Source organism: Variovorax defluvii (assembly GCF_039541515.1).
Classification (GTDB): domain Bacteria; phylum Pseudomonadota; class Gammaproteobacteria; order Burkholderiales; family Burkholderiaceae_C; genus Variovorax; species Variovorax defluvii.
In genome coordinates, this window is the sequence record NZ_BAABGJ010000046.1 from 1 (window position 1) to 25,036 (window position 25,036).

At 67.8% G+C, this 25,036-nt stretch carries 26 protein-coding genes and 1 pseudogene; 20 read left to right on the plus strand and 7 right to left on the minus strand.

Features of this window, described 5'->3' with window-relative positions:
* The first annotated feature begins 371 nt into the window (after positions 1 to 371).
* Positions 372 to 602 carry a tripartite tricarboxylate transporter substrate-binding protein gene (locus ABEA07_RS16095; RefSeq protein WP_425584142.1) on the plus strand — a complete coding sequence of 77 codons (231 nt, stop codon included), beginning with the start codon at positions 372 to 374 and terminating at the stop codon, positions 600 to 602.
* A gap of 80 nt (positions 603 to 682) precedes the next feature.
* The gene (locus ABEA07_RS16100) at positions 683 to 1,576 is read left to right on the plus strand and encodes a LysR family transcriptional regulator (protein ID WP_345539073.1); all 894 of its coding nucleotides are present in this window, start codon (positions 683 to 685) and stop codon (positions 1,574 to 1,576) included.
* Positions 1,577 to 1,619: 43 nt separating this feature from the next.
* Here ABEA07_RS16100 and ABEA07_RS16105 read toward each other — a convergent pair whose 3' ends face one another.
* The gene (locus tag ABEA07_RS16105) at positions 1,620 to 2,522 is read right to left on the minus strand and encodes a LysR family transcriptional regulator (RefSeq protein WP_345539074.1); all 903 of its coding nucleotides are present in this window, start codon (positions 2,520 to 2,522) and stop codon (positions 1,620 to 1,622) included.
* A gap of 4 nt (positions 2,523 to 2,526) precedes the next feature.
* Positions 2,527 to 2,688 carry a hypothetical protein gene (locus ABEA07_RS16110; RefSeq protein ID WP_345539075.1) on the minus strand — a complete coding sequence of 54 codons (162 nt, stop codon included), beginning with the start codon at positions 2,686 to 2,688 and terminating at the stop codon, positions 2,527 to 2,529.
* A 282-nt stretch (positions 2,689 to 2,970) separates the two neighbouring features.
* On the opposite strand from ABEA07_RS16110, the gene ABEA07_RS16115 reads away from it, so the two are divergent.
* From ABEA07_RS16115 to ABEA07_RS28655, 5 genes and pseudogenes are all read left to right on the plus strand, one after another.
* Positions 2,971 to 3,450 (plus strand): (R)-mandelonitrile lyase, encoded by a 480-nt coding sequence (locus ABEA07_RS16115; RefSeq protein ID WP_345539076.1) that lies wholly within the window; start codon positions 2,971 to 2,973, stop codon positions 3,448 to 3,450.
* A 97-nt stretch (positions 3,451 to 3,547) separates the two neighbouring features.
* Positions 3,548 to 4,204, plus strand: a complete 657-nt coding sequence (locus ABEA07_RS16120; protein ID WP_345539077.1) for a carboxymuconolactone decarboxylase family protein — start codon at positions 3,548 to 3,550, stop codon at positions 4,202 to 4,204.
* Positions 4,205 to 4,483: 279 nt separating this feature from the next.
* On the plus strand, positions 4,484 to 4,642 hold the full coding sequence (locus tag ABEA07_RS16125) for a hypothetical protein (RefSeq protein WP_345539078.1): 159 nt from the start codon (positions 4,484 to 4,486) through the stop codon (positions 4,640 to 4,642).
* Positions 4,643 to 4,699: 57 nt separating this feature from the next.
* A complete protein-coding gene (locus ABEA07_RS16130) occupies positions 4,700 to 5,062 on the plus strand; it encodes an SDR family NAD(P)-dependent oxidoreductase (RefSeq protein ID WP_345539079.1) in 363 nt (120 codons plus the stop codon).
* 162 nt (positions 5,063 to 5,224) lie between these two features.
* Positions 5,225 to 5,305: pseudogene (locus ABEA07_RS28655) on the plus strand (SDR family oxidoreductase); the annotation flags it as partial.
* A 73-nt stretch (positions 5,306 to 5,378) separates the two neighbouring features.
* Here ABEA07_RS28655 and ABEA07_RS16140 read toward each other — a convergent pair.
* Positions 5,379 to 6,074 carry an NADPH-dependent F420 reductase gene (locus tag ABEA07_RS16140; protein ID WP_345539080.1) on the minus strand — a complete coding sequence of 232 codons (696 nt, stop codon included), beginning with the start codon at positions 6,072 to 6,074 and terminating at the stop codon, positions 5,379 to 5,381.
* 193 nt (positions 6,075 to 6,267) lie between these two features.
* Positions 6,268 to 6,723 carry a nuclear transport factor 2 family protein gene (locus ABEA07_RS16145; protein ID WP_345539081.1) on the minus strand — a complete coding sequence of 152 codons (456 nt, stop codon included), beginning with the start codon at positions 6,721 to 6,723 and terminating at the stop codon, positions 6,268 to 6,270.
* Between the two features lie 308 nt (positions 6,724 to 7,031).
* Here ABEA07_RS16145 and ABEA07_RS16150 point away from each other — a divergent pair, with 308 nt between their 5' ends.
* From ABEA07_RS16150 to ABEA07_RS16160, 3 genes are all read left to right on the plus strand, one after another.
* Positions 7,032 to 7,835 (plus strand): hypothetical protein, encoded by an 804-nt coding sequence (locus tag ABEA07_RS16150; RefSeq protein ID WP_345539082.1) that lies wholly within the window; start codon positions 7,032 to 7,034, stop codon positions 7,833 to 7,835.
* 15 nt (positions 7,836 to 7,850) lie between these two features.
* A complete protein-coding gene (locus ABEA07_RS16155; RefSeq protein WP_345539083.1) occupies positions 7,851 to 9,074 on the plus strand; it encodes an NAD(P)/FAD-dependent oxidoreductase in 1,224 nt (407 codons plus the stop codon).
* A 131-nt stretch (positions 9,075 to 9,205) separates the two neighbouring features.
* The gene (locus ABEA07_RS16160; RefSeq protein ID WP_345539085.1) at positions 9,206 to 10,048 is read left to right on the plus strand and encodes an SDR family NAD(P)-dependent oxidoreductase; all 843 of its coding nucleotides are present in this window, start codon (positions 9,206 to 9,208) and stop codon (positions 10,046 to 10,048) included.
* An 80-nt stretch (positions 10,049 to 10,128) separates the two neighbouring features.
* Here ABEA07_RS16160 and tcuB read toward each other — a convergent pair whose 3' ends face one another.
* The 3 genes from tcuB to ABEA07_RS16175 form a co-directional block, all read right to left on the minus strand.
* Positions 10,129 to 11,307, minus strand: a complete 1,179-nt coding sequence (tcuB, locus tag ABEA07_RS16165; RefSeq protein WP_345539086.1) for a tricarballylate utilization 4Fe-4S protein TcuB — start codon at positions 11,305 to 11,307, stop codon at positions 10,129 to 10,131.
* Entirely contained in the window at positions 11,294 to 12,706 is a 1,413-nt protein-coding gene (tcuA, locus tag ABEA07_RS16170; protein WP_345539125.1) for an FAD-dependent tricarballylate dehydrogenase TcuA, read from the minus strand. The genes tcuB and tcuA overlap by 14 nt, the downstream gene beginning before the upstream one ends.
* A gap of 131 nt (positions 12,707 to 12,837) precedes the next feature.
* Positions 12,838 to 13,794: a LysR substrate-binding domain-containing protein gene (locus ABEA07_RS16175; RefSeq protein ID WP_345539088.1), complete on the minus strand. Its 957-nt coding sequence runs from the start codon at positions 13,792 to 13,794 to the stop codon at positions 12,838 to 12,840.
* 248 nt (positions 13,795 to 14,042) lie between these two features.
* Here ABEA07_RS16175 and ABEA07_RS16180 point away from each other — a divergent pair, with 248 nt between their 5' ends.
* The 10 genes from ABEA07_RS16180 to ABEA07_RS16225 all read left to right on the plus strand — a co-directional run bounded on the left by ABEA07_RS16180 (position 14,043) and on the right by ABEA07_RS16225 (position 25,032).
* Positions 14,043 to 14,804, plus strand: a complete 762-nt coding sequence (locus tag ABEA07_RS16180; protein ID WP_345539126.1) for an IclR family transcriptional regulator — start codon at positions 14,043 to 14,045, stop codon at positions 14,802 to 14,804.
* 460 nt (positions 14,805 to 15,264) lie between these two features.
* Positions 15,265 to 15,945, plus strand: coding sequence for a hypothetical protein (locus ABEA07_RS16185; RefSeq protein ID WP_345539090.1), 681 nt, complete (start codon positions 15,265 to 15,267; stop codon positions 15,943 to 15,945).
* Between the two features lie 14 nt (positions 15,946 to 15,959).
* The gene (locus tag ABEA07_RS16190; RefSeq protein WP_345539092.1) at positions 15,960 to 18,080 is read left to right on the plus strand and encodes an acetate--CoA ligase family protein; all 2,121 of its coding nucleotides are present in this window, start codon (positions 15,960 to 15,962) and stop codon (positions 18,078 to 18,080) included.
* Positions 18,077 to 18,850, plus strand: coding sequence for an enoyl-CoA hydratase/isomerase family protein (locus ABEA07_RS16195; protein WP_345539093.1), 774 nt, complete (start codon positions 18,077 to 18,079; stop codon positions 18,848 to 18,850). The genes ABEA07_RS16190 and ABEA07_RS16195 overlap by 4 nt, the downstream gene beginning before the upstream one ends.
* A 42-nt stretch (positions 18,851 to 18,892) precedes the next feature.
* Positions 18,893 to 19,678 carry an enoyl-CoA hydratase/isomerase family protein gene (locus ABEA07_RS16200; RefSeq protein WP_345539095.1) on the plus strand — a complete coding sequence of 262 codons (786 nt, stop codon included), beginning with the start codon at positions 18,893 to 18,895 and terminating at the stop codon, positions 19,676 to 19,678.
* 24 nt (positions 19,679 to 19,702) lie between these two features.
* Positions 19,703 to 21,811, plus strand: coding sequence for a 3-hydroxyacyl-CoA dehydrogenase NAD-binding domain-containing protein (locus ABEA07_RS16205; protein WP_345539097.1), 2,109 nt, complete (start codon positions 19,703 to 19,705; stop codon positions 21,809 to 21,811).
* A 23-nt stretch (positions 21,812 to 21,834) separates the two neighbouring features.
* A complete protein-coding gene (locus tag ABEA07_RS16210; protein ID WP_345539098.1) occupies positions 21,835 to 22,839 on the plus strand; it encodes an Ldh family oxidoreductase in 1,005 nt (334 codons plus the stop codon).
* 65 nt (positions 22,840 to 22,904) lie between these two features.
* Positions 22,905 to 23,255 (plus strand): nuclear transport factor 2 family protein, encoded by a 351-nt coding sequence (locus tag ABEA07_RS16215; protein WP_345539100.1) that lies wholly within the window; start codon positions 22,905 to 22,907, stop codon positions 23,253 to 23,255.
* A gap of 14 nt (positions 23,256 to 23,269) precedes the next feature.
* A complete protein-coding gene (locus ABEA07_RS16220; RefSeq protein WP_345539102.1) occupies positions 23,270 to 24,262 on the plus strand; it encodes a Bug family tripartite tricarboxylate transporter substrate binding protein in 993 nt (330 codons plus the stop codon).
* A complete protein-coding gene (locus ABEA07_RS16225; RefSeq protein WP_345539103.1) occupies positions 24,262 to 25,032 on the plus strand; it encodes an SDR family NAD(P)-dependent oxidoreductase in 771 nt (256 codons plus the stop codon). Before ABEA07_RS16220 ends, ABEA07_RS16225 begins: the two co-directional genes overlap by 1 nt.
* Positions 25,033 to 25,036 lie beyond the last annotated feature (4 nt).

The window sequence follows — 25,036 nt, forward strand, 5'->3', positions numbered from 1 at the left end:
GCCTGTGCTGACCTCAACTTCTCGAACCGCCCGGTGCGGACCCGCATGCCGGGTGGTGTGGGAGGGGTCCGGTCTTTACTGACCGGCCCCTATCCCGATTCTTGAGAGATCCAAGGTGGGCGACATACCGGCATGCAAATGAGTGACGTGAGGGTGCACGCACTACAGACCCATCCACTCGCATTCGCGCGCCGAATCGCGCGCATGCTGGCGCCGAAGCTCGAAGCCATCTGGAAGCAACCGGTCATCGTGGAACAAGCTCGGCGCAGGCACCGTGCTGGCGGCCGAGCACGTGGCGAACGCGACCGATCGCCACACTTTCCTGCTCGGTTCGGTCAGCAGCCTGGTGTCACTCCGAGCCCGGATTCAAGATCGGCGCCTGGTACGGCGTGCTCGCTCCCAAGGGAACACCGAAAGATCTCGTGACGCGGATCAGCACCGACATTGCCAAGGCGGTGGCCACGCCGGAGATGCGCAGCAGCCTCGTGCATCTCTACTATCGGCCCGAAACTGCGGCGCCGGAGCAGTTCGCCCATTCGATCGGGGAAGACATCCGCCGGCTCGGTGAGGTGATCCGGAGCGCCGGGATCACTGCGGAGTAGGGGGGCACGACAGCGGGCCCGCGACGCAGGAGGCTTGCTACGATCCTGACCCGCGCATCACCAGTTGCGGGTTCGATCGAATGAAGCGAAATTCCATCAGTGATCTGCTGGCCTTCATGGCCGTGGCGCGAGAACGAAGTTTCACGCGGGCGGCTTCGAAGCTCGGCGTATCGCAGTCCTCGTTGAGCCACACCATCATTACCTTGGAAGCCCGGCTGGACGTGCGTCTGCTGACGCGCACCACGCGCAGCGTGGTACCCACCGAGGCAGGCGAACGCTTGCTCGAGACGGTCGCACCGAGGCTGGTCGAGATCGAATCCGCAGTCGCCGCGGTCAGTGACGAAGCCGTCGTGCCGGCCGGCACGGTTCGCATCACAGCGATCGACCATGCCGTCGATACCGTCCTGTGGCCTCGCCTGGTACCCCTGCTGAAGCAGTACCCGGGCCTGGCGATCGAGATCAGCGCCGACTACCGGATGGTGGACATCGTGAGCGAGCGCTTCGACATCGGAGTGCGTTGGGGAGACCAGGTGGCCAAGGACATGGTCGCCGTGCGCCTGTCTCGGGATCAACGGATGACGATCGTCGGGTCACCTGCGTACTTTGCGGCCCGGGGCGCGCCTTCGACCCCGCATGACCTGCTGCAGCACAACTGCATCACGTTGAGGCTGGCGAGCAGTGGCGGCCTGTATGCCTGGGAGCTCGCGAACGGTGCACAGGAACTGCAGGTGCGTGTAGGTGGCCAAGCGACATTCAACGGGGTCTACCAGATGCTCGCTGCTGCACTGAGCGGTTGCGGCCTGGCCTTCTTGCCGGAGGATCTGGTCCTGCCGCACCTGAAGACAGGACGCCTGCAGGCGGTGCTGCAGCCGTGGTGCCCTGTGTTCCCGGGGTTGCACATGTACTACCCCAATCGGCGCCATTCGGCGCGCATCTTTGCGCTGGTGGTCGACGCCTTGCGCCTCAAGGAATGACGGCTAGGGGCCCGACAGCTGCCTGCCCAAGCGTCGTTCACGGTCAGGCCGACCCACCGCGCCACCGCAGCGCATCGATGACCAATTGCATTGCCCGTGTCTTCTGGCGCCGGCTCGGGTAGTACATGTGAAAGCCCGACGAGGTCGGAAACCAGTCTTCCATCACATAGCGAAGACGGCCGGCCTCCACATGGGGCCGGGCGAGGTACTCCGGCGTGAACGCCAGGCCGCAACCGTCCAACGCCGCCTGCAGGATCTGGTAGCTGCCGTTGAGCGTGACCTGTCCTTTCACCTGCACTCGCTCAGTCTGCCCCTTGCGCACCAGGGGCCAGGCGAACAGACCGCCGCGTGTCGCCAGCCGCAGCGTGATGCAGTTGTGCTGCAGCAGGTCGTGCGGTGTCTGCGGCACGGGATGCTCGGCGAAGTACGCCGGGGCGCCGACGATCACGCGCCGGAAGTCTGGCGTCATCCGAACCGAGACCATGTCCTTGGCAATGGCCTCGCCGGACCGCACGCCGATGTCGTAGCGCTCCTCGACGATGTTGGCCAGGCGGTAGCCGGTGTCGATCTCGATCTTGATGTCGGGGTACTGCAGCAGCAGCGGTGCAATCCGCGGCCAGATGACCAGATCGGCCACCGTGTCGACCGCAGTGATGCGCACGGTGCCGGCCGGCGTGTCGCGGAATTCGGACAGGCCTTCGAGCTCGGCCTTGATCGCTTCGAACTGCGGCTCCACGGTGCTCATGAGGCGTTCGCCGGCTTCGGTCGGCACCACGCTGCGCGTGGTGCGCGTCAGCAGACGCACGCCCATCCGGGTCTCCAGGCCGCGAATCTTGTGGCTCAGCGCCGACGGGGATACGCCGAGGCGTGCCGCCGCGCGCGTGAAGCTGCGCTCGCGCCCCACGGCGATGAACGCGAGCAGATCGTTGAAATCGTCGCGTGGCAAGGAATCAGCGCTCGAGGTGCACGGTCGAGTTGCCCCGCTCGGCCAAGGTCTGCAGCCCGGCGGTGATTCGACCCCGCCGCGCCAGCCCTTCGAGCATCCTCATGCCGGTGATGTACTCGGCCGGCCCCTTGACGGAGGCTTGGCTGCCAGGTCGGAAGATTTTCATGGTTTCTCCTGGGAGCAAGCCGGGTCGTCAGGGAATCAACGGGGCCTTGATCGCCCGGCGTGTGTCCAACGCGCGGTAGCCTTCGGAGCCGACCACGAACGGGCGGAAAAGCCAAAGTCTAGAGGTGGCCCGGATGCTTGGCTAGCCGGCGTGGGCGCGGCAGCCGGTTCGCACCGTCAAGGGTCGGAAGAAGTGACCCGGGCATTCATGAATCCCATCGATAGATGCATGCGCATCTGAGCGGCTAGTCGCGGGCTCCTCGAACACTTAGCCTCGAACCTCATGAACAAGCAGCAATTCCTGACTGCCGCGGCTCTGGCCGCGGCCCTGACGGGCGTGGGCCAGGCGCAGACCGCCACGGGCGCGCAGATCACGCGCGCCGGCAGCCAGCCTGCGACGGTTGGCCCGGAGCAGTTCTTCACAGGTCGCGTGCGCGTCGAGCCGGTCTGGCCAGCCAACGCCAACATCAACGCCTCCGGCGGCATGGTTACCTTCGAGCCGGGCGCACGCTCGGCCTGGCACACGCATCCGGCCGGCCAGCGCCTCCTGGTGGTCTCGGGCGTGGGACTCACGCAGGAATGGGGCAAGCCCATCCAGGAGATCCGCGCGGGCGACACCGTCTGGTGCCCGCCCGGCGTCAAGCATTGGCATGGCGCGGCGCCCACGACCGCCATGAGCCACCTGGCGGTGACCGGCACCCTGGACGGAAAGAACGTCGAATGGATGGAGAAGGTCATCGATGAACAGTACAACGCACGATGATCGACGCCGCCTGGTGGCCCTGGGCGCGGCCACTGCCGCGGGACTGTGGCTCGCCACCGGCTGCGCCAGCACCCGGAACCCTCAGGAAACCGCAAACATGATGATTCCCCCTTCGGCCAATACCCTGACGCCTGCGCAGCAGGCGATCGTGCCGATCGCGGCCTTCGCGGCCGCGGGCGACATTCCCAAGCTCACCACCTCGCTGAACGAGGGCCTCGATGCGGGCTTGACCATCAGCGATGCGCGCGAGGTGCTGGTGCAGCTCTACGCCTACGCCGGCTTTCCGCGCAGCCTGAACGCCCTGGGCGCGCTCATGCAGGTCGTCGACACGCGCAGGCAACGCGGCGTGCAGGATGCGCCGGGCCGCGAACCCGGCCGGCCCATCCCCAAGGGCGACGCGCTGCTGGCGGCCGGCACCGCCAATCGGACCCGGCTGTCCGGCGCGCCGGTCGGAGGGCCGTTGCTCGACTTCGCGCCGGTGGCCGACGAATACCTGCGCAGTCACCTGTTCGGAGACATCTTCGAGCGCGACAACCTCGACTGGCACAGCCGCGAGGTGGCGACGGTCAGCATGCTGTCGGCCATCGTCGGCGTAGATTCGCAGTTGCAGTCGCACATGCGCATCAGCATGAACATCGGCCTGAGCGCCAACGCACTGCGCCAGCTGACGCGGGTGCTGGCGCAGCGCGTGGACGCCGCGAGCGCTCGGCGCGCGAGCGAGGCGCTGGAGCGGCATCTGGCCCCGGCCGGATAGTGCGCCAGCAGCAGCTGTAGACCACTGCTCTCGGGAGCGCCATCGTGGACATGCGAGTCGTCATGCCTGTTGCGCTGGCAGCGGGGCCGCTGTCGCGGCCACCTTGGCGGATTTCCGAGGGCGCGACGTTCAGCTGGACATCCGCCTGACGCTACGCCCGACGGTCATGCGAAGCCAGATGTGCGCCGGATCGTTCTGATAGCGCCCATGCCATAGCAACCGCGAGGTGAAGAGGCCGCATTCGAAAGGCAGCGGGCTCAACTTGATCGGAAAGAGCGATTGCAGCTTTCAGCCCATGACCTCGTTGGGAAACGTGCAGATCAGATCGGTTTCCGCAACCACGATCTCACACCCGAGCAGGTGAACGACATGACGCGCCGGGAAATCCAGGGCTGGGGCGACATGGTGCGCCGGCAGAACATCAAGATCGCCAATTGAACCTCGACGACCCGCAACGGACAGGCGTCCGAAACCTTTGTATCTGAAAGCCATCGAATGTCCATGCGTCTGGAAGGCAAGGTGTGCATCGTCGTCGGGGGCGGGCAGACGCCCGGCGCGACCATCGGCAACTGCAAGGCCACTGCGCTGCGTTTCGCGCGGGAGGGGGCCAATGTGGTGGTGGCGGACCGCAACCTGGAGGCGGCGGCCGAGACGGTGGAGGAGTTCCTGCGTGCGGGCGGAACGGGCCTGGCGGTGCGCACCGACGTCACCGACGAGGCCCAGGTCCGTGCGCTGGTCGAGCGCTGCGTCGAGCGCTTCGGCCGGCTCGCGATCGCGTCGCTCTACGCGCACCCGACCCTGCCCTTCAAGACCTCGAAGGCAGGTGTCACGGCGCTCACACAGTACATCGCGATGTAGTACGCCAGGCAGGGCATCCGCGCCAACTGCATCCTGCCGGGTTCGATGGCCACGCCCATGGCGGTCGATGGGGCGGCACGGCGCAAGGGCGTGGACCCCGTCGAACTGTCGATGCAGCGCGATGCACGCGTGCCCTGGCGCAACAAGCAAGGCTCCGGCTAGGATGTTTCCAACGCGGCGCTCTTGCTTGCTTCGGACGAAGCCGGCTTCATCACCGGCGCGAATCTGCCGGTGGACGGCGGCGCGCTGGCCCGCGCCGGGATCTGGGGCGAAGTGGAACGCCCGGGCGCACGCGCCACGGGGCGCGTGCCGGGTGTCAGGCCGACGCCGGCGGTGGCCCGTTGAGCGGACGCGGCGCGCGCCAGGAGCCGTGCGGCAACTCCTCGCCTCGCCGTGCGGCTGCCAGCGCCGTGCGCATGTGGGCCGCATCGAGCGGCACGCAGTAGCCGGGCATCGCGCGCTCGAAGCGCCAGCTCTCGTCCAGCGAGCCGCCGTCCACCGGGTCGTAGCCGATCTGGTCCATCAGCGTCGCGGCGATGCGCTTCGCTTCCGCGTCGTCGCCGGCGATCGGCAGTGCGCGGCGGTCGCTGGCGCCGTGCGGTTTCCTGTGGGCCTCGATGTCGTGGAACATGATGGCGTTGAAGAACTTCACCACGCGGGCGCCGGCCAGATGCTGCTGCACCAGGCCGCTGGTGGTGGCCTGGTGCTTGTCCAGCGCTTCGACGGCGGTGTCCCGGCCAGGGTAGTAGTTGTTGGCATCGAGCACGATGCGCCCCGCGAAATCGGCCGGGTCGAGTTGGCGGATCTTGTTGAAGGGGATCGCCAGGATCACCAACTCGCCGTAACGGGTGGCCTCCGCCACCGTACCGGTGCGGCAGCCCAGTTCCTTCGCCAGCGCCTGCAGGGATTCGGGGCCACGCGAGTTGGCGAGCATGACCTCATGCCCCGCGTCGATGGCCACTTTCGTCATCGCGCGGCCGATATGGCCCGCGCCGACCACTCCGATCTTCATTGCCCGTCTCCGGTGAAATTGCTGGCATCCGGTGCGGATGGCCCGGCATCTACTCTAGCATCGAAATGCACAATGCATTATTCAAACGGTCACAGCGGATCAGCGGGCCGTCCAACCGCCATCGAAGGTCCAGGCCGCACCGCGGACCTCCCCGCGTGACGCCGGCTGGCGTCAGCCCGCCCGGTCGGCCGGATCAGCCGATGGGCCTGCGGGTGTCTTCTGCCTGCAGGAAGTGCATCTGGTAGGCGCGCCGTGCGAAGCGCCAGCCTGCGGCCGTTCGGCGGTAGGTATCGGTGTATTCGACAACGCTGCGGGGCGTGACCCGTGACGAGAGCACGCCTTCCTGGGGATCGGGCTCCCTGAACACGATGGCGTACGACGACCCGGTCGCGTTGTTCTCATCGACGACATCGACGAGCTGGTTGGTGGCGATATGCCTGCCGAGCCGCTTCGCCGGGTACTTGCGGATCCAGTCCAGGATCTTCTCGCGCCCCACGATCGGCACGGGCTCGACCGCGGGCTTGTAGAGCGCGTCCTCCGTGTACAGGTTGGCGAAAGCCTCGGGATCGAGATGATCCAGGTGCTGGCAGTAAAGGACCGTCAGCTTGCGACATTCGTTCTCGATGATCAGGCGCTTCGTCTCGTGCACGGTTATTCCTGCGATTCAAAAAGTTTGCGGCACGCCGATTATGCGAGGCAAGCCGGCTGTCATGCAAACTGCATGATGCATTATTCTGGATGACTTGGGCCAGCCGCGCCGTCACTGCCGCGCGCCACGGGCTGCGGCGCCACGTCGCCAAATATCCTCGAATCGGCCTTTACGGTTTCAATGGATGAAACCAGTGCTAATGATAAGAACAGATGGTATGATTGCCCCGCGACTTCGCGCCTGGGGCGTCGGTGCATCGTCGCCACCGTCGAGGGACGCCGCCTTCATTCATCCATAGGAGTTCCAAAATGATCTATACGCGCAGCGGTGCGGACGCGCTCGATAAACGGCACGTGGTGATTTCCCCCGGCACGGGGAACGACCACTGGGGCACGACCTTCTTCGGTCCGCGCAGCTCGAACGCGAAAGGCGAGGGTCCGCAGGCGACGATGTCCGAGCTGCGCCCGCAGGAAGTCATCGTGCCGCACTTCCATGGTGTCACCATGTTCCAGCTCTTCATCGCGGGCTCCGGCACGATCGGGAATCGCGGCCAGGTGCTGGAGCCGCTGACGGTCCAGTTCAAGGACCATCACACGGCCTACGGGCCGATCGTGGCCGGGCCACAGGGCCTGTCGTTCGTGGCGCTGCGCATGTACACGGGCAACTCGGAACCCACCTACCTGCACAAGCCGGGCTTCCGCGAGAAGCTGCAGCCGAGCAAGCGGCGCAATCTGACGTCGGCCCCCGTGCGCTTCTCGACGGAGCCGGTGCTGGCCGACCGCAAGGAGGTGGCTTGGGAGTCGCTCTTTCCCGAGAGCCAGGACGGCATGCGCGCCCAGGTCGTGCGGCTGGGCGCCAACATGTCGGTGGCGGCGCCGGACCCCAAGGCCGCCGGCGGCTTTTATGTCTTCGTCGCCAATGGCAGCCTCGTGCATGGGTCGGAAGAGCTTCCGCTCTGGTCGATGGTCGTCGTGGAGAACAACGAAGAGGCCTTCGAGATCCGTGCCGGTGCCAAGGGTCTGGAGGCGCTGATTCTCCAGTACCCCGACGAATCCATCGAGAGCAGCGTGCCCGAGCAGAGCGAACCGGTCGAGCTCGAGACCAGCCATTGAGGATGGGCACGCGCGATGAGTGAGGCTCAAGAATCCGTGGTGGTGGTCGGCGGTGGCCTGGCAGGTGCGCAGTTCGCATCGGCCCTGCGCGACCAGGGCTGGAAAGGCGGCATCACGGTGGTCTGCGGAGAGTGCGAGGCGCCGTACCATCGGCCGCCTCTGTCCAAGGCCTACCTGGAAGGCACCGCCGCGCCGGCGAGCCTGCAACTGCGACCTGCGGCGCACTACGAACAGCGTGCCGTTGACCTGGTGGCTGGCGTGCAGGTGCAGTCGATCGACCGCGCAGCACGCTCATTGAGCCTGTCGAACGGGCAGACCCTGCACTGGTCCAGGCTCGTGCTGGCCACCGGCGCGAGGAACCGCGAGTTGCCGGGATGCGACAGTTCGCCCGGCATCCTGTACCTTCGAACGAAGGCGGATGCGGAGGCGCTGAAGCAGCGGGCCGCATCGAGCCGTTCGATCATCGTCGTGGGCGGGGGCTTTCTCGGCCTGGAGGTGGCCCACTCGCTGCGAAAACAGGGCAAGGACGTCACGGTCCTGGAGGCTGCCGGGCGATTGCTCGCCCGCGCGTCTTCCCCGGAGATATCGGCGGCGCTTCTTGCCATGCATCTGGGCCACGGCGTCGAGGTCCGGCTCGGCGCGAGCATCGCGCGGGTGTGCGAGGGCGAGGGCGGCGTGCAGGTCGTGTTGAGCTCCGGCGAGTCGCTGGCGGCGGACCTGGTGGTGGTTTCGATCGGTGTCGTTCCCAACACCGAGCTCGCCGAGCAGGCCGGTCTCGCGGTCTCCAACGGCATCGTGGTGGACGAATTCCTGGCCACGTCGGATCCCGCCATCTTTGCCATCGGCGACTGCGCGAATTTTCCGAGCGCGTTCGCGAACGGGCCGCTGCGCCTGGAGTCGGTCCAGAATGCCAACGACCAGGCACGCTGCCTGGCGTCCTCGCTGGGGGCCGGCCAGGCCAAGGCCTACAACGTGCTCCCCTGGTTCTGGAGTGACCAGGGGCTCAAGCTGCAGATCGCCGGACTGGTCTCGACGGCCGAGCGCTTCTGGGTCAGGAACGGCACGGCGGAAAGCTTCTCGGTCTACGGGTTCCGCGACGACCATCTGGTCTCGGTGGAGTCCCTCGGCAGTCCGGCCGATCACATGGCGGCCCGCAAGCTGCTGGCCGGCGGCAGGGCGGTGCACTACGACGAGGTCGCGGGCAAGGACCCGGCCATCGAGCGTTTCGCCGCGGCGTAGGCAGGCGCGAGCCGCGCTGCGAGGGCCTGGCAACGTGTCCTGGAAGGCACGTGCCAGGCCTTGGCGTTGATCGCCGGCCCTTCGGCGAGCGGCGCAACTTCTTCCCTTATTTCGAACAGGAGATATCGATCATGAGCAATTCTGAAAGCCGCACCGGTCCGGGCTGGACGCCGGGCCAGCGCATTGCGGGCCGCGTGGCGGTCGTCATCGGCGCAGGGCAGAGCCCCGGCGAGGGCCTGGGCAACGGACGCGCCGCCGCCATGCGGTATGCGCGGGAAGGGGCGCGCGTGCTGTCGGTGGACCGCAATCTCGAATCCGCGGAGGAGACGGCGGCCATGATCCGCGCCGAGGGCTTCGAATCGCAGGCCCTGGCGGCGGACGTGACGCGCGAAGCCGAGCTGTCTGCAGCCATCGCGCGGGCCACGGAACTGTGGGGATCGCTCGACATCCTCCACAACAACGTGGGCGTCAGCCTGGCCGGCGGCGACGCCGAGTTGACGGAGATCACGGAAGAGGCGTTCGACAACCTCTACCGCATCAACCTGCGGGGTACCGCGTTCGCCTGCAAGCACGCGCTGCTGGCGATGCGCAAGCAGCGTTCCGGCGCCATCGTCAACATCTCGTCTGCAGCCGGCGTGGGGCGCTATCCCTATGCCGCCTACAAGGCCACCAAGGCCGGCGTGATCGCGCTCACGGAGCAACTGGCGCTGCAGAACGCGCCCTTCGGCATCCGCGTGAACTGCGTGCTGCCCGGACTGATCTCCACCCCCATGGCCGTCGAGACACGGGCGCGCACCTGGGGCCAGTCGCGCGAGCAGGTGCTGGCCGAGCGCGTGGCCAAGATTCCGCTCGGCCGCGAAGGTTTGGGCTGGGATGTGGCGAACGCCGCGCTCTTCCTCGCTTCGGATGAAGCCGCCTTCATCACCGGTGTGTCGCTGATGGTCGACGGAGGTCGCGTCCTCAACCGCATCTGACCGGGTCCCGCCAAAGCAAATGCCCGGCGCGCTTCATGCGCGCCGGGCATTTGCTTGATAAGGCGTGTCAACGCCCCAAATCAATCCGCGCCCAGGCCGACCGGATTCGGCAGCCGCTTCTCGACGGCGTGGCGGACCAGGGCGGCGCTACGGAAGATGCCGTGCGCGAACTTCCCGTAGGGCAGTGTGGCGAACAACGCCATCACGGCGCCCAGGTGCAGGCACAGCAGGAGCGGCATCGCGCCCGAGCCGCGCGCGAGCCACAAGGCGATCCCGCTGGCGCTCACCAGGAACAGCAGCGCGATGAATCCGCGGTCCATGGGGCGCTGCGATGTGTCGCCCTGCGCCGGGTCGCGCCGCAGGTTCAGGCGCCAGAGGCCGGCGGTGCCCAGCATCAGCATCACGCCGCCGACCGCGCCCAGCACTTTGGGAATGCTCGGCAGGTCGTAGGGCGCCTGCAGGCCCAGCGCGTAGTGGTAGAGCGTTGCCACCGCGGTCGCGGCGAAACACAGCATGAAGCCGTAGAAGGTCAGGTGATGGAAGCGACGGCGTGCCAGGGTATAGGCATCGTCCTCGTCATGGCAGCCCTCGCCGTGCCCGCCGTCCAGGTATTTCAGCCGCAGCACATCGTGCGCGGCCTCGGCGCCGGCCGCGGCGTTCACCGGCGCGCCGCTGGTCGCCGGGGTGATCTCCCGCCAGAAGCGGCGCACGCCCATCGCCAGCGCCAGGACCGCGAAGAGAAACACGGGGGCGAACAGGCTGACCAGGAGGTTGTGCGGAAAGATGCTGTAGAAGTTGCCGCCGCCTGCGCCGGCGCCCCAGAGCGCGCCGTTCTGCGCCGCGCCGAGGGCCAGGAACAGCGCAAGGCCGATGGCCAGCCCGACGCAGAGCGTGAGGCCATTGCGCTTGTACAGCCGCCCGAGCGACGGCGGCCAGGCGTAGTCCTGGTAGGTCTCGCCCCGCACGCGGGCCATGGCCTGCGGCACGTTCACGAGGAACTCGTGGGGTGGCGCGTACTGGCACGCATGCAGGCACGCGCCGCAGTTGTGGCACAGGTTGGCCAGGTAATGAACATCGGCGATGCCGAAGTCGAGCCGGCGCGTCATGGCCGGGAACACGGCGCAGAAGCCTTCGCAGTAGCGGCAGGCATTGCAGATCTGCATGACGCGCGAGACCTCCTGTTCCGCGGACGAGGGCGGAACCACTTCCGCGCGGGCCAGCGCCTTGGCGTCGGCCACCAGGGTTTCAAGCTGCTGCATGCTGAACCTCCTTGCCTTGCACGACCCGCGCCGCGTTGCTGCCCGCGATGCGCCCGAAGGCCGTTCCGATGCTCATGCCCACCCCTGCCGTGTAGCCCTGGCCGAGCACGTTGCCCGCCATCATCTCGCCGGCGACGAACAGGTTGTCGCTGGGCCGGCCGTCGAAGCGCACCGCCGCCGTGTCGTCGGTGTGCAGCCCGAGGTAGGTGAAGGTCACCCCCGGCCGCAGCGCGTAGCCGTAGAACGGCGGCTTGACGATGGGCCGTGCCCAGTGGGTCTTGGGAGGCGCCAGGTCGCGGGTGCGGCAGTCGTCGAGCACGGTGTGGTCGAATGTGCCGGGCTGGCACGCGTCGTTGTAGCTTTGGAGGGTTTGCATGAAGGTGTGGACGGGAACGCCCAGTTGTTCTGCCAGCTGCGGCAAGGTGTTGGCCGTGACGCCGGGAAACACGGGCGGCATGAAGCGCCCGATCGCCTGGCTGTCGATGATGGCGTAGCCGATCTGGCCCGGCTGCTGCGCGACCAGCCGGCCCCAGATCGCATAGCGCTTGGGCCAGAAGTCCTCGCCCTCGTCATAGAAGCGCTCACCCTGGCGATTGACGACGACGCCGAGCGACACGCAGTCGATCCGGGTGCAGATGCCGCCGTCGTACAGCGGCGCGCGGGCGTCGATGGCGACCATGTGCGCCTGGGTCGGATCGCCGATGCGGTCGGCGCCGTGATCCTCCAGCATGTGGCGCAGCAGCACGCCCTTGTTGAAGCGCGTGCCGCGGATGAGGAAATTCTCCGCCGGCCATTCGCCCCGGTCGTTGCGCCCCCAGGCTTCGCGGAGCCACTCGAGGTTCGATTCGAACCCGCCTGCCGCCAGCACGCAGGTGGCGGCGGTGATCCGCTCGCCGCCGCAGTGCGCGGCGACGAAGCGTCCGTTCTCGATCTCGAGGCGGTCGATCGGCGCGTCGTAGCGGATCTGCACGCCAAGCTTCTCGGCGCTGCGGTAGTAGGCGTTGACCAGCGCCTTCCCGCCGCCCATGAAAAAGGCGTTGGTGCGCGCGACGTGGAGCGCCCCCGAGAGCGGCGGCTGGAAGTGCACGCCATGCGACCGCATCCAGTCGCGGCAGGAGGAGGATGCCCGGATGACCAGCCGCGCCAGGTGTTCGTTGGTGCGGCCGCCGGTCACCTTCAGCAGGTCTTGCCAGTATTCCTCCTCGGGGTAGGCGTCGACCAGCACGTCCTGGGGCGCGTCGTGCATGCAGCGCAGGTTGCGGGTGTGGCCGGAGTTTCCGCCCCGCCAGGCGCGTGGCGCGGCCTCCAGGAGCAGGACGCGGGCGCCGGCCTCGCGCGCCATGAGGGCTGCGCACAAGGCCGCATTGCCTCCGCCGATGACAAGAACTTGAGTATCCATCGCAGGTTGAGCTTTCATGTGGCGCGCGGGTTGGCAGCGCCTGTCCCGTGCACTTTAGGGAGACCGGATGCACCCGGGCAGGCCTGCGGCCGAATAGGGTGATCAGTATTTGTGAGAACCCCCCGGCTTCGTCAGCCCGCCGTGACGGCCTCGGTGCCGAGCCATCGGCCGCTCGCGACGAGTTCCTGCACGCACTCGCGCACGATGTTGCGAGCCGCCAGGACCGCCGGCGACACTTCGTCATCGCTGGCGCTGCAGAGGACGTTGACCCGGCAGGCATCCGGGTCTTCCAGCGTGGCCCAGCAGAAGCGCGCCTGCTGGTCGTCGTGGCGCCCCAGGGCCGCCCACGGCTGCAGCGTGGCGCCGATGCCGGCGTCCACCGCATCCATGACCATGGCCAGCGAGTCCACTTCCAGTTCGATCCGGGGCGCGAGGCGGGCCCGGGTGAACGCGGCATCGATGGCGCTGCGCAGCCCATGCGAACTGCTGGGCAGGACCAGCGGTTCCGCGGCGACCTCGGCAATGGAGACCGTGTCCGGCAGCGGCGCGGCCTGCGCGGTGCGGATGAAGAACAGCCTCTCGCGCACCAGCGGCTCCACCTGCCAGCGAACCTTGCCTCCCCTGGGCTGGTGGCTGTGCAGCGAGGCGTGGTCGAACAGCACGGCGAGGTCCAGCTCCCTGCGCCGCAGCATGCTGCCGAGGTGTCCCGACATGCTTTCCACCATGTGCAGCTTGACGTCGGGATAGCGCTGCCGCATCGCGCGCATCATGGGCAGTCCGAGAACGCGCGCCGTGGAGGGGGCGAGCCCCACGCTGACCGATCCGGAGAGCCGCGCCTCCTGCGCGGCGATGCGTGCCTGCTCGGCGCAGCGCAGGGTGAGCTTGGCCTGGTGGTAGAAGGCGATGCCCGCCTCGGTTGGCAGGATGCCCTGGGGGCTGCGCTGCAGCAGTCGCGTGCACAGCTCCGATTCGAGCCGCGAGATCTGCTGGCTCAGGGCCGACTGGACCATGTCGAGCTGCAGTGCGGCCCGGTTCATCGAGCCCGCATCGACGACGTTGACGAAGTAGCGCAGCTGCCGCAGTTCCATGGGATGCTCCAGGTTCATCAGTTCCGGCAGGAAAAACTCATGCCATCGAATGAAAGAATGATTATCTCTGCCAGAAGGTGGGACCGGGGCGCGGCAGGGCGAGGATGCGACGTAGGATCGCGTGACGATTCGTGCCGCGAGACCGGGTCGGGACGCCGGCCGCCGGCCCCGAGGGAGGCCACCGGGGACAAGGCCCTGGTGAGTTACTATCAGTGGAATCACTTCTACTTGGTGAAACAACCATCATGATGCGCGCGGTCCAAAGAATCCTTGGTGTTTTCGAGTGCTTTGCGGTGGACGCCGACAGCCTGACGCTGCAGGAGATCGCGGACCGGATCCAGCTGCCGAAGTCGACCACGTTCCGGATCGTCCAGAGCCTCGAAAGGGCCGGCTACCTGGTCCGGCTCGAGAATCAGCAGTACTGCCTTTCCTTCCGCTTCACCAGGCTGGCGGGCCTGGTCAAGAGCACGCTGGGCATTCGCGAGATTGCGCGGCCCATCATGGCCGAGCTCTCCGAGCGGGTGAAGGAAACCGTGTCCCTGCACACCATCAGCGGATCGGACCGGGTCTGCATCGATGTCGTGCACAGCGATTCCCCACTGCGCAGCGTCACGCGGCCGGGCGAGCACATTCCGCTGGGCGCGGGCTCGGCCTCCAAGGTGCTGATGGCCTACCTGCCTGAGAAGACCCTGTCGCCCCTGCTGACGAAGATCGCGCGTACCACGAAGAAAACGAGGGCGAGCTTGCTGCAGGAGCTGGAGAAGGTCCGCGGCCAGGGTTACGCTGTCTCCCACGGCGAGCGGCTCCTGGGCGTTTCGGCGATCTCCGCGCCGATCCTGGACGTCAATGGCGAGGTGAACTACTGCCTTTCGCTCAACGGGCCCAGCGTGCGCGTGCAAGCGCACGAGAAGGACTTCACCAAGCTCGTGCTCAAGGCGGTCGAAGGCATCTCCAGGCAGTTCGGCGGCCAGATCGAGGTCGAGCTGGAACTGGAAGCCGAATCCGACTGAGGCGGCAGCCCATCGCGCGGTGCCGCGCGCGAGCCCTCTGCGAGTCCTTGCCGGGCCGGCGTCGCTCCGAAAACGCCTGCCCTCACGCGCTCGCCCCGCCGATCGACGCCGATCGGTGATCCAACGCGCCCGTACCGCCGAGCCTTCCACCCTTCGCCGGACCCATCCACGCTGCCAGGCCGTCCGGCGTGGATCTTCCATGCCCGCGCGCAGCGATGTCCGAGGCCGGGGCCCTTTGCCGGTTCCGTTGCCCACTAGTTTCATTCAACGGAACTAATGCTGTAGATCAAAACTTGTGCTACATTGGCCGCCGTGCCGGGGCAATCCATGTCGCGTCCGGCGTACCCACCCAACATTTGCCAGCCAGGGCACATCAGGAGAGTCGAAGATGATCTACACGCGCAGCGGTGCCGACGCACTTGCGAAACGGGACGTTGTGATTTCCCCCGGAACGGGGAACATGCACTGGGGGACGACGTTCTTCGGCCCGCGCAGTTCCAGCAAGGCCCAGTCGGGCCCGCAGGCGACCATGTCCGACCTGCAGGCCGGGGAGACCATCGTCCCGCACTTCCACGGCGTGACGATGTTCCAGCTCTTCATTGCCGGCTCGGGCACCATCGGTGCGCGCGGCCAGGTGCTGGAGCCGCTGACGGTGCAGTTCAAGGACCATCACACCGCCTACGGGCCCATCGTCGCGGGCCCCGGTGGCTTGTCCTTCGTCGCGCTGCGCATGTACACCGGCAATTCCGAACCGACCTACCTGCACAGCGAGGGCTATCGCGACAAGCTGCAGCCCAGCAAGCGCCGCAACCTGACCTCGCCGCAGGTGCGCTTCTCCATCGAACCCGTGATGCAAAACCGCAAGGAAGCCGCCTGGGAGTCGCTCTTCCCCGACGTCGACGATGACATGGCCGCGCACGTGGTCCGCCTGGGCGCAGGCATGGTGGCCAAGGGGCCGGACCCGTCCGCCGCGGGCGGCTACTACGTGTTCGTGGGCAACGGCAGCCTGCTGCACGGCGGCGAGGAACTGCCGCTGTGGTCGATGGTGGTCGTCGAGAACAACGAACGCGAGTTCGAGATCCGCGCCGGCAGCAAGGGGGTTGAAGCCCTGGTGCTGCAATACCCGCGCGAAGAGCGCTGAGCCCGGACACGACCATGAAATTCACCCACCTCTTCGAACCCCGATCCATCGCCGTGGTCGGCGTGTCCGACGACGCCGCGCGGCCGGGATCGCAGGCGGTCCGTGCGCTGCTGAAGAACGGCTACGCCGGAAAGATCTATCCGGTCAACCCGAAGTACGATGCATTCGAGGGCATGAAGTGCTACCCCTCGGTGGAGGCCATTCCTGAGCATGTCGACCTCGTCGTGATTGGCGTGCCGGCCCAGGGCGTTCAGCCCGTCCTGGAGCAATGCGTCGCCAGGAAGGTCGGATTCGCCGTGATCCTGAGCGGCGGCTTTCGCGAAAGCGGGCCCGACGGCATCGAGCGCGAGCGCCGCATGCTCGAGACCGCGCGCCAGTCCGGCCTGCGCATCATCGGGCCGAACTGCCTGGGCTTCGCCAACATCCACTCGAACGTCTACGCGGCCTTCGGCAGCATCACGCGGGAGCCGAAGCTGAAGAAGGGCGGCGTGTCGCTCGTGACCCAGAGCGGCGGCTTCGGCTACAGCATCGCGCTGGCCTGCGCCGAAGCCGGCGTGGGCTTCCGTCATGTCATCGCCACGGGCAACGAGAGCGACATCGACACCATCGAACTGATCGATGCCCTGATCGACGACGCCGAGACCCGCATCATCGTCGCCTACATCGAAGGCACCGAGGACGGCCGCGCGCTGCTGGACGTGGGCCGCAAGGCCCTGGCCGCCGGCAAGCCGGTGCTGCTGTGGAAAGGCGGCGTGACGGAGCAGGGCGCACGCGCCGCTGCATCCCACACGGCCAGCATGACCGGCAACTACGACTTCTACCGGGCCCTGTTCAAGCAGACCGGCATCGTGGAACTGCGCGAGATCCACGAGGCGGTGGACTACCTCAAGGCCCTGGCCGGCGGCAGGTACCCCGAGGGCGGCGGCGTCGCCGTCCTGGGCGTGTCCGGCGGCTCGGCCATCGTGTTCTCCGATGCGGGCGAGCCCGAAGGCCTGCAGCTGTGCGATCTGTCCGAGGAAACGCAGCAGCGCCTCGCGAAGGTGGTGCCCAACATCGGCGCGGTGCACAACCCGGTCGACCTGACCGCGGGCTACTTCTCCGCGGCCAACCAGGACAAGCTGGAGCTCGCACTGCATGCGGTGCTCGACGATCCCAACGTGCACGCGGTCTGCATCAACACCGCCACCACCGGCAAGGCCGGTAGCCTGGTCGCGGCACAGGTGCTGGCGCGTGTGGCGGCCGGGGCGAAGAAGCCCCTGGTGGTGTTCTCCTCGGCGCCCGCGAGCCAGATCGCCGATGCATTGAGCGTCTTCGACGAGGCCTGCGTTCCGGTGCTGCCGTCCCCGTCCCGGGCCGCGAAGGCGTTGGCCATGCTGGCGCGCTACCGGGAAGCCCAGCGCCGGCTCGCAGGGCATGCCGGCGACCCCGCGGCATCGGAAGACCCGGCGCCGCCGGCCGAATGGAGCGGCGCCGCCGGCGCGCTGTCCGAAACCCAATCCAAGGCCATCTTGTCGGCGGCCGGCATCCCGGTCACGCGCGACGCCATCGTGCAGGGCGTGGATGCCGGCGTCTTCGACAGCATGACCGCGCCGCTGGTCGTGAAGATCGTGTCTTCGGACATTCCGCACAAGACCGAGGCTGGCGGCGTCAAGGTGGGCATCCGCACCCGCGGCGAGCTGGAGTCGGCCATCGGCGAGGTGCTGAAGAATGCGCGCAGCTACAAGCCCGATGCGCGCATCGACGGCGTGCTGGTCTCGGAGATGGTGACGGGCGGCTTCGAGCTCATTGCCGGCGTGGTGAACGACATCGTGTTCGGGCCGGTGGTCGTGGTGGGTGCCGGCGGCATCTATGCCGAGCTGATGCGCGATTCGGCCTGTCGCATCGCACCTTTCGATGAAGCTGTGGCGCGCGAGATGCTGGACGAACTGCGCTGCCGCCCCATCCTGGACGGTGTGCGCGGCGCGCCACCGCTGGATGCGGACGCCGTCGCGCGCGCACTCGCCGCGCTGTCGCGCTTCGCCTGGTCCCAGCGGGAACGGGTGCAGGAGGTCGATCTGAACCCGCTGTTCGTGCTGCCCTCCGGCGTGGCCGCCGCCGATGCGCTGATCGTGCTGCGGGGTGAAGGAGCGCGATGATGGGTGCGACGACGACGACGACGATGGCGAAGGCCACGGTGGCGACGGCGGACGAGGCGCTGGTCCTCGTGGAGCAGCGCGGATCGCAGCTCTGGGTGACGCTGAACCGCGCCGACAAGGCCAATGCGATGACGGTGTCCATGGTCGAGCGCGTGACCGCGGCACTGGCCGAGGCCGCCCGCAACCCCGAGGTGAAGGCCGTTTTGCTGACGGGTGCGGGCGAGAAGATCTTCTGCGCCGGCGTGGACGTGCGCGAGCAGCCCGCGGACGGCGACATGGCCCGGCAGCGCGAGCGCCGCTCCATCGCGCTCGCCGCATTGCAGGATGCCGTCATGGACACGCCCAAGCCGGTGATCGTGGTCCTGAACGGTGCCGCGATCGGGGGCGGGGCGATGATCGCGCTGCTCGCGGATGCCTGCGTGGCGGCGGAGACGGCCTCGCTGTCGCTGTCCGAGATCGACATCGGCATCGCCACCTTCTCGGGCGCGAGCATCCTCGAAGTCATCGGCTCTCGCGCGCTGGCGCTCGACTTGGTGCAAAGCGGTCGGCGCATGCCGGCGCACGAGGCCGCAAGCCGCGGCCTGGTCCGCACGGTCGCGGCGCGCGCGGAACTGGACGCCGCGGCAGCGAAGATCGCGGAGGAACTGGGGGCGAAGAAGCAGGCGACCTTCGCCGACAACAAGCGCTGGATCAACCGCGCCCTCAAGTCCGCCCTGGCGCAGGCGCGCGCCGAGCACGCCCGGCATCGGGAACAGGCCGCAAGGCATTGAAGCCGGGGCATCCGAGCCTCTGGTCAAGTGAAGGAGACAACATTGGCTGACCTGGAAATTTCGACCATCGACCGCGTCATGGTGGCCCACCTGAACCGGCCGGAGAAGAAGAACGCGTTGAGCGAGGAGATGCTGGATGCGCTGAACAGCGCACTGCGTTCGGCGAACGACGATCCCGACGTCGGCTGCTTCGTGATCACCGGCAACGGCGATGCCTTCTGCTCCGGCGGCGACCTGGGCCGTCGCGCGCAGGAGGGCGACCCTACGCCCCTGGAACGCAAGATGCGGCTGCAGAAGGTCACGCACCAGGTGCAGTTCGCCATCGAGGAGTTCGAGAAGCCCCTGATCGCGGCCGTCAACGGCGCGGCGGTGGGCGCGGGCATGGACCTGGCGCTGGCCTGCGATTTCCGCACGGCCGGCGCTTCGGCACGCTTTTCCGAAGGCTACATCCGAGTCGGTCTGCTGCCCGGCAATGGCGGGTGTTACTTCCTGCCGCGGCTGGTGGGCACGGCGCGCGCCCTGGAGCTGCTGTGGACCGGCGACTTCGTCGGGGCGCAGGAGGCGCTGGAATGCGGGCTCGTGAACCATGTCCACCCGGACGACGAGCTGATGGACAAGACGCTCCTGCTGGCCGGGCGGCTCGCCGATGGCCCTCCCGTCAATATCCGGGACATCAAGAAGCTGGTCTACCAATCCTTGCGCACGGACTTGCGCACCAGCCTGAACTCCGTCTCGGCGCACATGGCAGTCGTGCAGTCCACCGACGACTACAAGGAGGCGATCAAGGCCTTCAAGGAAAAGCGGACACCCAAATTCCACGGGCGCTGAGGCGACCAAAGGCAGGAACCGGAAATGAGCGAAACACAGTCAGTCAGGTACGAAGTCGTCGACAAGATCGGCGTGATCACCATCGACAATCCGCCGGTCAATGCCCTGGGCCCCGGGGTTCGGGAGGGCATCATCGAGGCGCTGGAGCGCGGCAACGGCGACGCGGGGGTGGAAGCCTTCGTGCTGATCGGGTCGGGCAGGAACTTCATCGCCGGTGCGGACGTGCGCCAGTTCGGCAAGACCCGTCCGGTCGGCACGCGCGTCAGCGCCGCCGCGATCGATGACAGTGCCAAGCCGGTCGTCGCGGCGATCCATGGCTACGCATTGGGCGGCGGCCTGGAGCATGCGCTGGCCTGTCACTACCGCATCGCGACGCCGGGCGCGAGGCTGGGCTTGCCGGAGGTGACGCTGGGCATCATTCCGGGCGGCGGCGGCACGCAGCGCCTCACCCGGCTGGTCGGTCCGCGGGTTGCCCTGGACCTGATCGCTTCCGGAAGGCAGATGTCGGCGGACGAGGCACGGCGCCTGGGCATCGTCGACGAGATCGTCCCGGACGGCGACCTGCGCGGGGCCGCCGTGCGCTACGCGAAGGGCGTGGCCGCCCGCCGTCCGCTGCCTCGCGTCCGCGATCGGACGGACCACGTGCTGGAGGCACGCGGCGACGCCGATCTCGCGGAAGCACTGGCGGCCTCGCTGGGTGCGAAGGCGCGCAAGCTGCAGGCGCCCCGCGCCGCCCTGGAGGCGGTGCGCGCAGCGGTCTCCAGCGACTTCGACGAGGGCGTGCAGATCGAGCAGCAGCTCTTCGAGAAGCTGGAGAACGCCGACGAGGCGAAGGCACTGCGCTATGCCTTCTTCGCGGAGCGGGAGGCCGGCAAGATCCCTGGCGCACCCGAGAGCTTCAAGCCGCCGCCGGTGAAGTCGGCGGCCGTGATCGGCGCCGGGACCATGGGCGGCGGGATCGCCATCTGTTTTGCCGATGTCGGCATCCCGGTCAAGGTGCTCGATGCCACGGCCGAGGGCCTCGAGCGCGGCATGCAGCGCATCCGGGAAACCTATGCCGTTCGCGTGAAGCGTAAGAGCCTGACGCAGGCGCAGATGGACGAGCGGCTGGCGCTGATCCACCCGGTGGACAGCTACGACGCCATCGGCGACTGCGACGCGGTGATCGAGGCCGTCTTCGAGCGCATCGACCTGAAGAAGGACGTGTTCAACAGGCTCGAGGCCGTCATGAAGCCCGGTGCGCTGCTGCTGACGAATTCCTCGGCGATCGACATCAATGTCATGGCCGGCGAGACCTCGCGTCCGCAGGACGTCGCGGGCGCCCATTTCTTCGCGCCGGCCAACGTGATGAAGCTGTGCGAGATCGTGCGCGGCGACCAGAGCTCGATCGAAACCATCGTGCGGGCCGTGAAGATGGGGCGCGACCTCGGCAAGATCAGCGTGGTGGCCGGCACCTGCGACGGGTTCGCGGCCAACCGCAGCCGGGCGCCCCTGGTGACCGAGGCGATGCTGATGCTCGAGGAGGGTGCGCTGCCCGAGCAGATCGACAAGGTGATGGTCGACTTCGGCTATCCGATGGGGCCGTTCGCCGTGAGCGACCTGTCGGGCCTGGACGTGAGCTACGACACGCGCAAGCGCCGCGCGGCGGCCGATCCGAACTTCCGCAAGCTGCACGTGCCGGACCGCATGGTCGAACTGGGACGCAAGGGACAGAAGACGCGCGCGGGCTGGTACCGCTACGAGGAGGGCGACCGCACGCCCCATCCGGATGAGGCAGTGAAGCGGATCATCGCGGAGGTGGCGCGGGAACTCGGCACGCCGCAGCGCTCCTTCACGGACGAGGAAATCCTCAAGCGGCTGCTGTTCGCCTCGGTCAACGAGGCCTGCAAGATCCTCGAGGACGGGAAGGCCTACCGCGGCAGCGACATCGACGTGATGTGGCTGCACGGCTTCGGCTTTCCGCGCCATCGCGGCGGCCTGATGTTCTGGGCCGACGGGGTGGGCGCGCGCGAAGTCCACCGGCAGGTGGCCGAGTGGCATGAGCGCTACGGCAGGCGATGGACCCCCAGCCGGCTGCTCGCGGAGATCGCCGGCCGCGACGGACAGCTGCGCGACGCCAGGGCGCAGGCTTGACGGGCCGGACGGCAACCCGATCCATGTCCAGCGAAAGAACGACGGACGCCGGGCGCGTCCACTTCACCCCCGCGGCGGCCCATGCCGCCATGTGCGAGATCATCGGCCGCATCGGCTACTCGCCGCGCGAGCAGAAACTGCTGGCCGACCACATGCTGGATGCCGCCTTGTGCGGCTACGAGTACTCCGGCATGCCCAAGGTGCTGGAGCTGGCGGGGACGGCGAAGGCGCAACTGCCGAAGGTGCCGCCCCGGGTCGTGCACGAGACGCCCGTGTCGGCGCTGATCGACGGCGGCAACACCGTCGGCATGCTGGTGGTCGACGACGCCACCGACAAGGTGATCGCGCGCGCGTCCGAGCACGGCTTTGCGGTCGTGGGTGTGTTCAACACCTACATGACGGGGCGCAGTTCCTACTTCGTCGAGCGCATCGCGCAGGCCGGGCTGATCGGCATGCACACGGTCGCGTCCTTTCCGATCGTCGCGCCGCCCGGCGCGGCGCGCCCCGCGATCGGCACCAATCCGATCGCCTTCGGCTTTCCCACGGCGGGCGATCCGCTGGTCATCGACCTCGGCACCTCGGCCTTCATGATGACGGAGCTCGCGCTGGTCGAGCGCCGTGGCGGGCTGCTGCCGGAGGGGGTCGCGATCGACGCCGACGGCCAGCCGACGCGCGATCCATCCGCGGCGCGGCGCGGTGCGCTGCTGCACTTCGCCGGCTACCGCGGCTTCGCCATCGGGCTGGCCATGCAGGCCCTCGGCGTGATGGCCGGCGCCATGAAAAGCCCGAACCAGGACTGCGGCTACCTGCTGCTCGCCATGCGACCCGACCTGCTGGTGCCGCTGGAGGACTACCGGCGCGAACTCACCGCCACGCTGGACCGGATTCGCTCCGTGCCGCTGCAGGAAGGCGCCACCGGGATCCGCATCCCGTCCGAACGCTCGTTCCGCGAGCGTCGCCGGCTGCAGGAAGAAGGGATCTCCATCGACCGCCGCATCTGGGAGATGCTGCAGGCGATCGGGCGATGACCGATTGGGCGCGCCTGTGAGGTGGTGCCCCTGTGATGACTACAGACAACCATGAAGGTCCAGCCATGTTGAGCCCAACCACCCTCGAACGCTACTTCGAAGCCCTGCGCACCCGGCAGGGCGCGCTCGCCGCGTCTCTCTTCACGGACGATGGCGCCATCGACGACTTCCGCGGCAGGCACCATGCCGGCCGCGAGGCGATCGAGCGCTTCATCGGTCAGGTGCCGGCGCTGGATCTGGAGTTCCTGTCCGACTTCATCGTCCAGCCGCTGCGCGCCACGGTCTACGGGAACATCCACTACCCGGGGCAGAAGCCGGTGCTGATCCGCTGGATCTTCACGGCGCAGCATGGGCAGATCGCGCATCTGTGCAATTCGCGAATCGAGCAGGTGCCGCCGGAACGGCGCCGCTCTTGAAAAGGAGACAAACCATGAATTTCTCGAGAACCCGCCGTGCCCTCGTGCTGGGAGGCGCCGCCGCCGCGGTGGCCCGCCCGTCCTTGGCCCAGCCCTTTCCTTCACGTCCCATCCGCATGCTGGTGGGCTTCGCCGCCGGCGGCGGCGCCGACACGATCGCGCGGCTCTATGCGCACAAGATGCAGGAGGTGCTGGGCCAGAGCGTGATCGTGGACAACCGCCCCGGTGCCTCGCAGCTTCTGGCCATACGCCCCATGATGTCCTCGCCCCCCGATGGCTATACGGTCACGCTGGCCACCGGCAGCGGCTTGACGCAAGGCCCGGGTGTGCGCAAGGACCTGCCCTACGATCCGCTCAAGGACTTCAGCCTGATCGGGATGGTGGCAACGGCGCCGGGCGTGTTCTTCGTCAACCCGTCCCTGCCCATCAAGTCCATGCGCGAGCTGATCGCCTATGTCAAGGTCAACCCGGGCAAGCTCAACTACGGCTCGGCCGGTGTGGGCGCCGCCAATCACCTGCAGATGGAGTACGTGAAGCAGGTGACGAAGACGAACATGGAGCACATTCCCTACAAGTCCGACCAGGACGTGACGCGGGAAGTCGCGGCCGGGTCCGTTCACGTGGGCCTGACGATCGCGCAGTTCGCCATTCCGCTGGTCGCCGCCGGCAAGCTGAGGGGGCTGGCCGTGACCGGTGCATCGCGGCTCTCCGCGCTGCCCGACGTGCCGAGCATCGCCGAGTCCGGCGTTGCCGAACTCAAGAGCATCGACAACTACACCTTCTATGGCCTGGTCGGGCCGTCGGGCATGCCTGCGCCGGTGATCGAGCGGCTCAACGAGGCGATCAACAAGGCCTCGTCCGCCCCGGACGTGGTGAGCCGCATGCGCGAGCAGCTGTTCTACAACCCGTCGACCGGCACGCCCGCGGCATTGCGCCAGTATCTGGAAGCCGAGTTGCCCAAGTGGCGCGAGCTCGGCAAGTCCATCAAGCTCGAGGGAACAAGCTGATGGCGGCCTCGCAGTCTTCCCGCGTGGCGGTGGTCACGGGGGCCGCGTCCGGGCTCGGTTGGAGCATCGCGCGCCGGCTGGCCGGCGACGGCTTTGCCGTCGTGCTCGTCGACAGGAATCCTGCCGTGCAGGACAAGGCAGCGGAGCTGGCCCAGGGCGGCGCCGCGGCCTCGCCGGTGGTGGCCGACCTCGCCGATCGCGAATCGGTCTCCTCGCTGGCAGCGGGCATCCTGCGCACGCATGGCCGGTGCGACGTGCTGGTGAACAACGCAGGCACGCATTTCAAGACCCCCGAAGGCCAGCGCTTCCGCTTCGACCAGGTCGGCCTGCGCGAGTGGGACCTGTCCATCGCCCTCCACATGACGGCGCCCATGCTGCTGTGCCAGGCCTTCCTGCCGGGCATGAAGGAGCGAGGCTGGGGCCGGGTGGTGAACATCGCGTCGCGCGCGGCCCGCACCTACATCCAGCAGTCGAGCGCGTTCTACACCGCTTCCAAGTCGGGGATGGTGGGACTCACCCGCGCCATCGCAGGCGAGTTCGCACCCTTCGGCATCACCTGCAACAGCGTGGCGCCGGGCCGCATCCGGACGCCGCTGACCGATATCTCGTCGGAGGACGTGAAGCGCTTCTCGCTCAACGAGCTGCCGGTCGGCCGCCTCGGGGAGCCCGACGAAGTGGCGGCTGCGGTGAGCTTCCTGGCCGGCGATCAGGCCGGCTTCATCACGGGTGCCGTGATCGACGTGAACGGCGGCGGCTTCATGGCGTCCTGAAGCC

Coding starts and splice junctions, on each gene's coding strand:
- ABEA07_RS16100 (WP_345539073.1), top strand. CDS start 683: ATGAAGCGAAATTCCATCAGTGATCTGCTGGCCTTCATGGCCGTGGCG.
- ABEA07_RS16110 (WP_345539075.1), bottom strand. CDS start 2,688: ATGAAAATCTTCCGACCTGGCAGCCAAGCCTCCGTCAAGGGGCCGGCC.
- ABEA07_RS16115 (WP_345539076.1), top strand. CDS start 2,971: ATGAACAAGCAGCAATTCCTGACTGCCGCGGCTCTGGCCGCGGCCCTG.
- ABEA07_RS16120 (WP_345539077.1), top strand. CDS start 3,548: ATGATGATTCCCCCTTCGGCCAATACCCTGACGCCTGCGCAGCAGGCG.
- ABEA07_RS16130 (WP_345539079.1), top strand. CDS start 4,700: ATGTCCATGCGTCTGGAAGGCAAGGTGTGCATCGTCGTCGGGGGCGGG.
- ABEA07_RS16140 (WP_345539080.1), bottom strand. CDS start 6,074: ATGAAGATCGGAGTGGTCGGCGCGGGCCATATCGGCCGCGCGATGACG.
- ABEA07_RS16150 (WP_345539082.1), top strand. CDS start 7,032: ATGATCTATACGCGCAGCGGTGCGGACGCGCTCGATAAACGGCACGTG.
- ABEA07_RS16155 (WP_345539083.1), top strand. CDS start 7,851: ATGAGTGAGGCTCAAGAATCCGTGGTGGTGGTCGGCGGTGGCCTGGCA.
- ABEA07_RS16160 (WP_345539085.1), top strand. CDS start 9,206: ATGAGCAATTCTGAAAGCCGCACCGGTCCGGGCTGGACGCCGGGCCAG.
- tcuB (WP_345539086.1), bottom strand. CDS start 11,307: ATGCAGCAGCTTGAAACCCTGGTGGCCGACGCCAAGGCGCTGGCCCGC.
- tcuA (WP_345539125.1), bottom strand. CDS start 12,706: ATGGATACTCAAGTTCTTGTCATCGGCGGAGGCAATGCGGCCTTGTGC.
- ABEA07_RS16175 (WP_345539088.1), bottom strand. CDS start 13,794: ATGGAACTGCGGCAGCTGCGCTACTTCGTCAACGTCGTCGATGCGGGC.
- ABEA07_RS16180 (WP_345539126.1), top strand. CDS start 14,043: ATGCGCGCGGTCCAAAGAATCCTTGGTGTTTTCGAGTGCTTTGCGGTG.
- ABEA07_RS16185 (WP_345539090.1), top strand. CDS start 15,265: ATGCACTGGGGGACGACGTTCTTCGGCCCGCGCAGTTCCAGCAAGGCC.
- ABEA07_RS16190 (WP_345539092.1), top strand. CDS start 15,960: ATGAAATTCACCCACCTCTTCGAACCCCGATCCATCGCCGTGGTCGGC.
- ABEA07_RS16195 (WP_345539093.1), top strand. CDS start 18,077: ATGATGGGTGCGACGACGACGACGACGATGGCGAAGGCCACGGTGGCG.
- ABEA07_RS16205 (WP_345539097.1), top strand. CDS start 19,703: ATGAGCGAAACACAGTCAGTCAGGTACGAAGTCGTCGACAAGATCGGC.
- ABEA07_RS16210 (WP_345539098.1), top strand. CDS start 21,835: ATGTCCAGCGAAAGAACGACGGACGCCGGGCGCGTCCACTTCACCCCC.
- ABEA07_RS16215 (WP_345539100.1), top strand. CDS start 22,905: ATGTTGAGCCCAACCACCCTCGAACGCTACTTCGAAGCCCTGCGCACC.
- ABEA07_RS16220 (WP_345539102.1), top strand. CDS start 23,270: ATGAATTTCTCGAGAACCCGCCGTGCCCTCGTGCTGGGAGGCGCCGCC.
- ABEA07_RS16225 (WP_345539103.1), top strand. CDS start 24,262: ATGGCGGCCTCGCAGTCTTCCCGCGTGGCGGTGGTCACGGGGGCCGCG.